General features: G+C 71.3%; 7 protein-coding genes. 5 read left to right on the top strand and 2 right to left on the bottom strand.

Features of this window, described 5'->3' with window-relative positions; all coding sequences use genetic code 11:
- The coding region (locus SSQG_RS35860; RefSeq protein WP_052310395.1) for a response regulator transcription factor at positions 1-468 on the bottom strand (468 nt) is incomplete at its 3' end.
- A 318-nt stretch (positions 469-786) separates the two neighbouring features.
- On the opposite strand from SSQG_RS35860, the gene SSQG_RS35855 reads away from it, so the two are divergent.
- The gene (locus SSQG_RS35855) at positions 787-2,940 is read left to right on the top strand and encodes a SpoIIE family protein phosphatase (RefSeq protein WP_039935700.1); all 2,154 of its coding nucleotides are present in this window, start codon (positions 787-789) and stop codon (positions 2,938-2,940) included.
- A gap of 100 nt (positions 2,941-3,040) precedes the next feature.
- Here the strand turns inward: SSQG_RS35855 and SSQG_RS35850 are convergent, their stop codons facing one another.
- Entirely contained in the window at positions 3,041-4,453 is a 1,413-nt protein-coding gene (locus tag SSQG_RS35850; protein ID WP_003994899.1) for a S1 family peptidase, read from the bottom strand.
- 744 nt (positions 4,454-5,197) lie between these two features.
- Here SSQG_RS35850 and SSQG_RS35845 point away from each other — a divergent pair.
- The 4 genes from SSQG_RS35845 to SSQG_RS35830 all read left to right on the top strand — a co-directional run bounded on the left by SSQG_RS35845 (position 5,198) and on the right by SSQG_RS35830 (position 11,406).
- A complete protein-coding gene (locus tag SSQG_RS35845; protein ID WP_003994898.1) occupies positions 5,198-5,413 on the top strand; it encodes a hypothetical protein in 216 nt (71 codons plus the stop codon).
- A 137-nt stretch (positions 5,414-5,550) separates the two neighbouring features.
- On the top strand, positions 5,551-6,357 hold the full coding sequence (locus SSQG_RS35840) for an HlyD family efflux transporter periplasmic adaptor subunit (protein WP_003994897.1): 807 nt from the start codon (positions 5,551-5,553) through the stop codon (positions 6,355-6,357).
- On the top strand, positions 6,354-8,579 hold the full coding sequence (locus tag SSQG_RS35835) for an NHLP family bacteriocin export ABC transporter peptidase/permease/ATPase subunit (RefSeq protein ID WP_003994896.1): 2,226 nt from the start codon (positions 6,354-6,356) through the stop codon (positions 8,577-8,579). Before SSQG_RS35840 ends, SSQG_RS35835 begins: the two co-directional genes overlap by 4 nt.
- Before the next feature lies 1 nt (position 8,580).
- On the top strand, positions 8,581-11,406 hold the full coding sequence (locus tag SSQG_RS35830; RefSeq protein ID WP_003994895.1) for an NHLP bacteriocin export ABC transporter permease/ATPase subunit: 2,826 nt from the start codon (positions 8,581-8,583) through the stop codon (positions 11,404-11,406).
- The last annotated feature ends 32 nt before the right edge of the window (positions 11,407-11,438 follow it).

Below are 11,438 nucleotides of genomic sequence, written 5' to 3'. Positions count from 1 at the left end.
TCCCTCGGCCGCGAGGGATAACACGCTCAGTTCTCTTCGGGTCAGCGGCATCTCGGCCGCCTTGAGGAAACCGAAGCCCAGCGAGTCGTTGACGAAACGTTCCCCCTCGGCGACGCGCCGGATCCCGCGCAGCAGGTTCTGCGGCGAGCCCTCCTTGTCGACGTAGCCGAGCGCCCCTGCCTCGACCGCACGTTTCAGCAGGCCAGGCCGGTTCGCGTTGGCGAGGACGAGCAACCGCGGGCGTGCCCGGTCCGGACCGGGCCGGGATAACTCACCCAGCGGAGGGATGCCGTAGGAGTCGGCGCACTCCAGGTCCGCCGCGCAGACGTCCGGCCGCACCGACCGCATCATGCCGGGCGCACCGCGCCACGACGTGTCGTGCACGGCCAGATCGGATTCCCCCCGCAGCCACTCCGCCAGCACCGACCGCACGAGACACTCGTCGTGCACCAGAAGCACCCGGATCACTGCCACCCCCTCGGCTCGATTGCGCCCCCTCGTCCTGTGGAGCGCGTGCCCTATTTTTCGCGACCGTGACCCTGCGTGGGCGCGAAGAACCGGCCATCAGGGTGCGCGGGGGCGCACGCATGGCGCCCGTACGCCCGTCCGCGCTTCGACTTTGGCGGCATGAGTGGCGGCGGTCGGGGTACGAGAAGCCCCCCGGCCGAGGCCGTGCGCCTGTGACCGACGGTAACCGAAACCCCTGCCCCGTCGCCCTCGTAGTGCGCGTCGGCCCGCCAAGGGGGAGATTTGTTCCTGAGCCCGGTCGCGCGGCCGTGCGAGGAGGTGGTCGGCGTGTCCGACGGGCAGTCGTCCGCACAGGCGCCGGCAGCCGCCGGGACGCCGGTCGGCCGACCGCTGCTCTCCCTCGCGCTGGCCTCGATGATGGACGAGGTGCACGCCCACTCGGGTGCGGTGTACCTGCTGGCGGCCGACCAGCCGGTGCTGGAGATGGCGGTGATGGCGGGGCTGCCCCGCGCGTTCGCGGCGCCCTGGGAGCGGGTGGGGACGAACGCGCCGATCCCGGTCGCCGACGCGGCGCGGGAGCGGGAGCTGGTGTGGGTCGGCGGCGAGGAGGAGATGGCCCGTCGCTATCCGCGGATCGCCGTGGTGCTGCCCTACCCGTTCGCGCTGGCCGCGGTGCCGATAGCCACCGAGACCGCCGTGTACGGCGCCGTCTTCGTGACCTGGCCCGGCGGACACCCTGCGGAGCTGTCGGACCGGGAGCGCGAGCATCTCGTCGCGGCCTGCGGCCGGCTTGCGGTCCGGCTGGAGCGGGCCGCCGAGATCGGCGTCCCGCCGCACGTCGAGAGCGATCTGCTCGCCTCCCCCTTGGTGGGCGGGATGGCCGGCACGCTCGGCACCGTGGAGGCGGCCCGGATGGTGAGCCGGCTGCCGTACGGGCTGGTCTCGCTGGATCTGCACGGGCGGATCGGCTTCGTCAACGCGGCGGCGGCCGAGCTGCTGAACGTCCCGGTCAGCCGGCTGCTCGGCACCCAGCTGTGGGCGTCGGTGCCGTGGCTCAACGACCCGGTGTACGAGGACCGGTACCGGGCCGCGCTGCTGAGCCAGCACACCTCCTCGTTCGTGGCGCTGCGCCCGCCCGGCGAGTGGCTGTCGTTCCGGCTGTACCCGAGCACGACAGGCCTCAGCGTCCGGATCACCAGGTCCCGGGCCGTGTCGGAGATGAACCAGGCCGCGCCCCCGTCCGACGGGAGGCCGTCCCGGCTGGTCACCATGTCGCAGGTGCTGGATCTGGCCAGCGCGCTCACCGAGGCGGTGGGTGTGCAGGACGTGGTGCAACTGGTCGCGGACGAGATCGCGCCGGCCGTGGGCAGCCAGGCCCTGGTGCTCCTGGGCTCACGGGCGAACCGGCTGCGCGTGCTCGGGCACCGCGGATACCGGGACCCGCACGTGGTGGAGCGGTTCGACGGGAGCCCGCTGTCCGAGCCGATGCCCGGCACACAGGTGCTGCGGACGGGCGTGCCCGCGTTCTTCGAGTCGCGGGAACAGCTGGAGCGCCCCTATCCGGCGCGGATCGCCACGCCCGACGGGTTCGCGGCCTGGGCCTATCTCCCGCTGATCGCGCAGGGCCGGCCGGTGGGGACGTGCGTGCTCTCCTACGCCGAGCCGCACGTCTTCCCCACGGAGGAGCGGGCGGTGATGACCAGCCTGGCCGGGCTGATCGCCCAGGCGCTGGAGCGAGCGCTGCTCTACGACGCCAAGCACCGGCTCGCGCACGGACTGCAGGAGGCGCTGCTGCCGCACTCCCTGCCGGCACTGCCCGGCATCGAGGCCGCCGCCCGCTATGTGCCGGCCACGCAGGGCATGGACATCGGCGGCGACTTCTACGACCTGGTGCGCGCCCAGGGCAAGGCGGCGGCGGTGATCGGGGACGTCCAGGGGCACAACGTCACGGCGGCCGGGCTGATGGGGCAGGTCCGCACCGCGGTGCGCGCGTACACGGCGGTGGGCCAGGCGCCGGAGGAGGTCATGCGCAGCACCAACCGGCTGCTGCTCGACCTGGGTGCCGAACTGTTCGCCAGCTGCCTGTACCTGCGGCTCGATCCGGCGCACGGCCGGGCCGTGATGTCCCGGGCGGGTCATCCTCCGCCCCTGCTGAGACGGCCGGACGGGCGGGTGCGCGTCCTGGACCTGGCGGGCGGCCCGCTGCTGGGCGTCGACGCCTCCGCGGTGTACCCGACGACGGAGGTCGCCCTCGCTCCCGGCTCCCTGCTCGTCCTCTACACCGACGGTTTGGTCGAGTCCCCCGGCACGGACTTCGAGGAGGCCCTGGCGGACCTGGGCCGGGACCTGACCGACGCCGGGGACCAGCCGCTGAACGAGCTGGCCGACAGCCTCGTCCACCACCGGCACCGCACGGACGGGGAGGAACGGCTCGACGACATCGCCCTGTTGCTGCTCAGGGCCATCGGATGAGAAGGGCCGTCAGGAGACGCACCTGTGGGCCGGCCCGGTCCCGCCAGGAAGGGGGCGGAACCGGGCCGGCGACGTCGGACCGAAGACCGACGGGTTCAGGTCAGCGGGACTCGGTCAGACCGGAGTTGTCCTCGACGCCCTGGCCCGCGTCCTGACCGGCTCCGGCGTCCTGACCGGCACCGGCGTCCTGACCGGCACCGGCGCCCGCTTCCTCGCCACCGGCCTGCTCTCCGGCACCGGCTCCCTCACCGGCACCGGCCTCTTCACCGGCACCCGCACCGGCCTCGCCACCGGCACCGGCCTCTTCACCGGCACCCGCTTCCTCGCCGGCGCCGGCACCGGCACCGCCTTCCTCGCCCGCACCGGCCTCGCCACCGGCACCGGCGCCCGCGCCACCCGCGCCGAGCGTCGCGCCGACCGCCTCCAGAGCGGTGGTCACCGGCTGGAAGAACGTCTCACCGCCGGCCGTGCAGTCGCCGCTGCCGCCCGAGGTCAGGCCGATCGCGAGACCGTCCTGGGTGAACAGGGAGCCACCGCTGTCGCCGGGCTCGGCGCAGACATCGGTCTGGATGAGGCCGGTGACGGTGCCCTCCGGGTAGTTCACCGTGGCGTCGAGTCCGAGCACCTGGCCGTCGTTGAGACCGGTGGTGCTGCCCATCCGGAAGACCTGCTGGCCGACGGTCGCCTCGGCGGCCTCGGTGATCTGGACGGTCTGGTCACCGGTGTTGACCTCGCTGGGCGCCTCGGTCGCCGGGTCGTCGTACTTCACGAGTGCGAAGTCGCCGTTGCCCGGGAACGTGGCCTGGTCGACCGTGGCGATCGGCTGACCGCCCTGGGAGTCCGACCACTCGTTGCCGCCGAGCGTGCAGTGACCGGCCGTCAGGAAGGCGGGCGAACCGTCGCCCGCGGTGACGTTGAAGCCGAGGGAGCAGCGCGAGCCGCCCGCGAAGATGGCGTCACCGCCCGAGACGAACGGCTTGAAGGTGCCCGACGACTTCTTGACCGTGGCCATGCCGGAGCCGAGGCTCTTCACGGTGCTCTCCAGTCTGTCCCACTTGGCACCGGTCACGGTGCTGTCGGCGGTCACCAGGAGCTTGTTGGTGCGCGGGTCGATCGACCACGAGGTGCCCGCGATGGTCGCCTCGGACTTCAGCGTGGACGCCCCGTCCTGGAGCTCCGACCAGCTGTTCTCGACCTCGCGCACCTTCGCGCCGGCCGCCTTCGCCTGCACGATCACGTTGTTGTTGTCGCCCGGGACGACGTTGACGACGAGCTGCTGGCTGTCACCGTCGTAGTAGGAGCCGCCGAACGCCTCACCGAGGAGCCCGGAGAGCTGCGAGGCGAGATCCGAGGCGTCGCCCGCCTTCAGGGTCTTCGGCGCCGCGGCCGCGTCGTCGGACGAACCGTCCTGCGACGCATTGGCGTTGGGGAGCAGGATCGCGGCCGCGCCCAGCGCCACCACGCTGCCCGCCGCTATCGCGGCCTTGCGCTTCGGAATTCGCTTGTGACTCAAACTTCTCTCCTCCTGGGGGACGGAGTATGTGCCGCCGTCCGGCAGCAGTTGGGGGGCGCCTGGATGGCTGTTGGTACGCACGGGCTTCGTGGGGCGTTCAATTCCGTTTGCAAGTGATCCCTTCGCATCGCGGAATCAGCCAACTCCCGCCGCCCGCGCACCGACCGCGCGGTCTGCGACTGCCCTGGTCACACAGGCGGGCCCGGAACACCGGCCCCTGCCGACCGGCAGCCACCCATGGCCGGATGACGGCCTTTCAGCCGCACGCCCCTCCCCAGCCCTCCCGAACCGACACGGTCCGTATTCGCCCGGAAACGATCTGTTGCGATCGCCGAGTTGAATCCCACCTTCAGCGAATCTGCACATCGAATGCTCAACCCGGTCACCGAGCCGAGGGTTATCCACACGCCCGTCGCGCGGCTCACGCCTTTGGGGCGGGAGTGCCGGATTCGCCGCCCCCAGAGACAAGGGGTCGGATGAGCCGATGCCGTGGCGCATGTGAAGGACTCGCCACGGCCACGTGCGCAGATCTGCACGCTTCGGTGCCACTGGGGCGCAAGTTGCCTGGTGAGACGGGTGGTTGATTGGAAGCGCGCACCCGCAGCGTGCTTTGATCCTTCGCATCGCGGGGCCACACAGGGCACTCGGAAACGGGAGTCCGGCACTCGCGGTCGCGGCCGTCATCTGTCCCCAGAGGGGGCCGCTCCCCCCTTGTGAGATATCCATATGAAGGGAAGTTCCATCATGAACTCCACCCCCCAGGTTGAGACCGTCGAGATCGCTGACGCCCAGCTCGACGCCATCTCCGGCGGCCTGTCCGTGAACGCCGTGAACACCGTCACCGACACCGTTGACGGCATTGCCCCGGTCTCCGGCCTGGTCGACACCGCCGTCGGCACCGTCGAGGGCGTCACCGGCCTGAACACGGCCCCGGTCACCGGCCTCGTTTCCGGCCTCTGATCGAGCCCTTGTGCCGTTGATTCCCGGAACCGCAGCCGGCGGTTCCGGGTTCTTCGGGTTCCGTAAGAACCTCCGCTACGGCCGCCAGCCCCCCTGACACGGCTGTACGTACCTCTTCTACGGGTGAGGGAAGTTCCTTGCAGTTCCGCCAACAGGCCCTCGCCAAGCTTCAGTCACCGGAGGAACTCGACCTGCCGGTGCGTTTCGCCCGCCCGCAGGGCTGGCTCGTCCTCTCGGTGACGGTGGTCGCGATGGCAGCCGCCTCGGTGTGGGCGGTGACCGGCTCGGTGGCCTCCACCGTCAGCGCGCCCGCCATCATCACGCACGGGCAGGGCAGCTATCTCCTCCAGAGCCCCGTCGCGGGCCAGGTGACCGCGGTCCTCGCCAAGCAGGGCGAGCAGGTGCCCGCGAACTCCCCCGTGCTGAAGGTCCGTACGAGCCAGGGTGAGACCGTCGTCCGCACACTGGACGCGGGCCGGGTCTCCGCGCTCGCCGCGACCGTCGGGCAGATCATCCAGACCGGCGCGAACGTCGCCGCCGTCGAGAAGGTCGCCCACGCCAAGGACACGCTGTACGCGACGGTCTACGTCCCCGCCGAGAACGCCGCCTCGATCCCCGACGACGCCACCGTGGACCTGACCGTGCAGTCGGTGCCCACCGAGGAGTACGGGGTGCTGCGCGGCCATGTGAAGTCGGTGGACCGCTCGGCCCAGTCCCCGCAGCAGATCGCCGCGTTCCTCGGGGACAGCCAGCTGGGCGAGCAGTTCACGAAGAAGGGCAGGCCGGTGGCCGTGACGGTCCGGCTGGACAGGTCGTCCGCCACGAAGAGCGGCTACAAGTGGTCGTCCGCGGACGGCCCGCCGTACAAGCTGACCTCCATGACGCTGGCCTCGGGCTCGATCAAGCTGGCCGACCAGCGTCCCGTCGACTGGCTGCTGCCATGAGCGCGACCACCCAGGAGCGCCGGAGCCGGCGCCGCTCGGCTCCGCCGAAGCGCAAGGTGCCCAAGGCGGGCGCGAAAACGGTCCGCACACCGACCGTGCTCCAGATGGAGGCCGTCGAGTGCGGCGCCGCCTCCCTCGCGATGGTGCTCGGCCACTACGGCAAGCACGTCCCGCTGGAGGAGCTGCGCATCGCCTGCGGCGTCTCCCGCGACGGCTCGCGCGCCAGCAACCTCCTCAAGGCGGCCCGCTCCTACGGCCTGACGGCCAAGGGCATGCAGATGGACCTGGCCGCGCTCGCCGAGGTGAAGTCGCCGGCCGTTCTGTTCTGGGAGTTCAATCACTACGTCGTCTACGACGGCATGGGCCGCCGCTTCGGCCGTCGCGGCGTCTACATCAACGACCCCGGAAAGGGCCGCCGCTTCGTCCCCATGGAGGACTTCGACGGCAGCTTCACCGGTGTCGTGCTGGTGATGGAGCCCGGCGAGGACTTCACGCGGGGCGGCCGCAAGCCGGGCGTCCTGGGCGCGATGCCCGCTCGGCTGCGCGGCACCGCGGGCACCATGCCCGCCGCGGTCCTGGCGAGCCTGCTGCTGGTGGCGGTCGGCGCGGCGGTGCCCGCGCTCAGCCGCACCTACATCGACGAGTTCCTGATCGGGAACCAGACCTCGCTGCTCGGCGTGCTGTTCGCGTCGATGGCGGCCTGCGTGCTGCTCACGGTCGTGCTGACCTGGCTCCAGCAGACCAACCTGCTGCGCGGCCGCATCATCTCCTCCACGCTGTCCAGCGCCCGTTTCCTGCGGCATCTGCTGCGGCTTCCGGTGACGTTCTTCTCGCAGCGCAGCCCGGCCGACCTCGTGCAGCGGCTCCAGTCCAACGACGCCGTCTCGGAAACCCTGTCCCGTGACCTCGCAGCGGCGGGCGTGGACGCGATCGTGGTTGTCCTGTACGCGGTACTGCTGTACACCTACGACCCGCAGCTGACGTTCGTCGGCATCGGCGTGGCGCTGCTGAACATCGTCGCCATGCGGGTCGTGATCCGTCTGCGCGCCACCCGCACGGCGAAGCTGCGCGCCGACACGGCCCGGCTCACCAACACCGCCTACACCGGCCTGCAGCTGATCGAGACGATGAAGGCGACCGGCGGCGAGGACGGCTACTTCCGCAAGTGGGCGGGGCAGCACGCGACCACGCTGGAGGAACAGCAGCGGCTCGGCGTGCCGAGCGCCTACCTGGGTGTGGTCGCACCGACGCTCGCCACCCTCAACAGCGCGCTGATCCTCTGGATCGGCGGCATGCGGGCGGTCGAGGGGCACATCTCGGTCGGTCTGCTGGTCGCCTTCCAGGCGCTGGTCACCCGGTTCACCGCTCCGCTGACCCGGCTCAACGGCGTCGCGGGACGCATCCAGGACTTCGCGGCGGACGTGGCACGGCTGAAGGACGTGGAGAACTTCAAGGCCGACCCGCTCTACGGCCGGCCCGGCTCCGGTGAGTCGACCCGGCGGCTCCAGGGCCATGTGGAGCTGGAGAACATCACCTTCGGCTACAGCCCGCTCGACAAGCCGCTGCTCACCGGCTTCGACCTGACCGTCGGACCCGGGCAGCAGGTCGCCCTGGTCGGCGGCTCGGGCAGCGGCAAGTCCACCGTGTCCCGGATGATCTCCGGCCTGTACGCGCCCTGGGAGGGCGTGATCCGTATCGACGGACAGCGCATCGAGGACATCCCGCGCGGGGCGCTGGCCGCCTCCGTCTCCTTCGTCGACCAGGACGTGTTCCTCTTCGAGGGGACGATCCGCGACAACGTGGCGCTGTGGGACCCGTCGATCCCGGACCACGCGGTGGAGGACGCCCTGCGGGACGCCGCCCTGTACGACGTGATCATGCGGCGTCCCGGCGGCATCCACAGCAAGGTCGAGCAGGACGGGCGCAACTTCTCCGGCGGGCAGCGCCAGCGTCTGGAGATCGCGCGGGCGCTGGTGCGCCGGCCGAGCATCCTGGTGCTCGACGAGGTGACGAGCGCCCTGGACGCGGAGACCGAACTGGTCGTGATGGACAACCTGCGCCGGCGCGGCTGTGCCTGTGTGGTGATCGCGCACCGGCTCAGCACCGTCCGCGACAGCGACGAGATCGTCGTCCTCCAGCACGGCACGGTCGTGGAGCGGGGACGGCACGAGGAACTGGTGGCCCGCGGTGGCGCGTACGCCGCGCTGGTCAGGGAGCGGTGAGATGACGACCGTTCACGAGGGACACGAGGGCGACCTCGTCCTGGGCGCGTTCGGGCAGATGGGCTCGCGCATCGACTGCGCCGGGTTCAACCGCCTGGACCTGGAGGGCCCGCAGGTGCTGTGGCTGGTCGCGTCGGGCGCCGTCGACCTGTTCGCGGTCGACGCCGGCCAGCAGGGCCACTGGCACCACCTCGGCCGCCTGGAGGCGGGCTCGCTGGTGCTCGGCCCGGTGGCGGGGCCGCAGCACACGCTGGTGGCCCGCCCGCTGCGGGACTGCGTGGTGCACCGCATCGGGCTGCGCGAGCTGTACCAGCCCGCCAACACCGCCACGTGGTCGTACGACGACTACGGCAACCCGCAGTACGTGCCGCCGACGACGAGTCCGCTGGAGTACGCGCTCGCGCTGGGCGTCGGCCGCAGCCTGTCCATCCTCTTCCAGGCGCCGATGGCGACCGAGCGGGCCGCCGCGCCCACGGACGACGACGTGTTCTGGATGCAGGTGCCGCCCGGGAGCGTGCAGTACGGCTCGCTGTACGGCGCGGAGGCCGCGGCCGACCTGCTGATGGACCCGGCGCTGTGGCAGAGCATGGTCGACCAGCAGTACCGGCTGCTGACCACGCTGGACCGCTGGATCGAGCAACTGGAACGCACCCACGAGACGCGCACGGCCGAGGGCATCAAGGCCGGTGAGGCGGTACGCGCCCAGGCCGACCAGACGTTGCTCGCCTCCATCGGCAAGCGGTCCTCGAAACGGACCACGGCGGCCGACGCCGACGCCACGTACGCGGCGTGCAAGCTCGTCGCCCAGGCCGGCGGGATCAGCCTCACCGAACCCGCCCAGAAGGGCACCGGCGGCGACCGCCTCGACCCGGTCGAACAGGTCGCGCTGGCCTCCCGCGTCCGTACCCGGGCCGTACGCCTCGACGGGCGCTGGTGGCGGGACAACGTCGGGCCGCTGGTCGGCCACCGGGCCCTGTCGGGCGCGCCGGTGGCGTTGCTGTGGCGGCGCGGCGGGTACGTGGCGGTCCATCCGTCGACGGGTCGTGAGACGCCGGTCGAGAAGGCCAACGCCGACGAGTTCGAGCCGCGCGCGGTGATGTTCTACCGGCCGCTGCCCGAGCGGAGTCTCAGCCCGCTCAGGCTGATGCGGTTCTGCATGCAGGGCATGCGCGGCGACCTCGCGGGCCTGCTGCTCAGCGGTCTGGTCACGGTGGCGATCGGCGCGCTGGTGCCCATCGCGACCGGCAAGGTGCTCGGCGAGTTCGTGCCGAAGGCGCAGACGGACCTGATCGTGCAGGTGTGCCTGGCGGTGATGCTCACCAGCGTGGTGTCGGCGGCCTTCATGCTGTTGCAGAACATGACCATCCTGCGGCTGGAGGGCCGGATCGAGGCCACCCTCCAGCCGGCCGTGTGGGACCGGCTGCTGAGACTGCCGACGAAGTTCTTCACCGAACGCTCCACCGGCGAACTGGCCAGTGCGGCCATGGGCATCAGCTCGATCCGCAGGCTGCTCTCGGGAGTCGGCCCGACGGTCGCCCAGTCGGTGACGGTCGGGGCGATGAACCTGGGGCTGCTGTTCTGGTTCAGCGTGCCGATGGCGATGGCCGCGATCGGCATGCTCGTCGTCATCGCCGCGGTGTTCCTGGGACTCGGTCTGTGGCAGGTGCGCTGGCAGCGGCGGCTGGTGGTGCTCTCCAACAAGTTGAACAACCAGGCGTTCCAGACGCTGCGCGGCCTGCCCAAGCTGCGGGTGGCCGCCGCGGAGAACTACGCGTACGCCGCCTGGGCCTCGGAGTTCGCGCGCAGCCGGGAACTCCAGTCGAAGGTCGGCCGCATCAAGAACCTCACGACGGTGCTGGGCGCTGTGTACCTGCCGCTGTGCACCCTGCTGATGTTCATGCTGCTGGCGGGCCCGGCCCGGGGCTCGATGTCGGCGGCCGCGTTCCTCACCTTCAACACCTCGGTGACGATGGTGCTGACCTCCGTCACGCAGCTGACCGGCTCGTTCGTCTCGGCCGTGGCCGCGCTGCCGCTGTTCGAGGAGATCAGGCCGGTGCTGGACGCGACGCCCGAGGTGCGCACGGCGAGCACCCGGCCGGGTCCGCTGTCCGGAGGGATCGAGGCACGGCGGCTGTCGTTCCGCTACTCGGACGACGGCCCTCTGGTCCTGGACGACGTGTCGTTCGAGGTGCGGCCGGGCGAGTTCGTCGCGGTCGTCGGCCCGAGCGGCTGCGGTAAGTCGACGCTGCTGCGCCTGCTGATCGGCTTCGACCGTCCGCTGTCGGGCAGCGTCCTCTACGACGGTCAGGACCTGGCCGCCCTCGACCAGTCGGCGGTGCGCCGCCAGTGCGGTGTGGTGCTGCAGCACGCCCAGCCGTTCACCGGCTCGATCCTGGACGTCATCTGCGGCACCGAGCCGTACACGCCGGAGGAGGCGATGGCGGCGGCCGAGATGGCCGGGCTCGCCGAGGACATCAAGCGGATGCCGATGGGCCTGCACACCATCGTCTCGGGCAGTGGTGCCGTCTCCGGCGGTCAGCGCCAGCGGCTGATGATCGCGCAGGCGCTCATCCGCCGGCCGCGCATCCTCTTCTTCGACGAGGCGACCAGTGCCCTCGACAACGAGACGCAGCGCACGGTCATCGAGAGCACCAAGGCCCTCAACGCCAGCCGGGTCGTCATCGCGCACCGGCTGTCGACGGTGCTGGACGCCGACCGGGTCGTGGTCATGGAGGACGGCAAGGTCGTCCAGCAGGGCCCGCCCGCGCAGCTCCTCGCCGACACGGGCGGCCGGCTGCACGAGCTGGTGCGGCGCCAGATGACCTGACACCGGCCGTCACCTGGCGGATCTTCGGCGTA

The sequence above is a fragment of the Streptomyces viridochromogenes DSM 40736 genome (genome assembly GCF_000158955.1).
Taxonomy (GTDB): Bacteria; Actinomycetota; Actinomycetes; order Streptomycetales; family Streptomycetaceae; genus Streptomyces; species Streptomyces venetus.
Note: the sequence above shows the minus strand (reverse complement) of the source record. Positions and strands in the feature narration are given on the sequence as shown.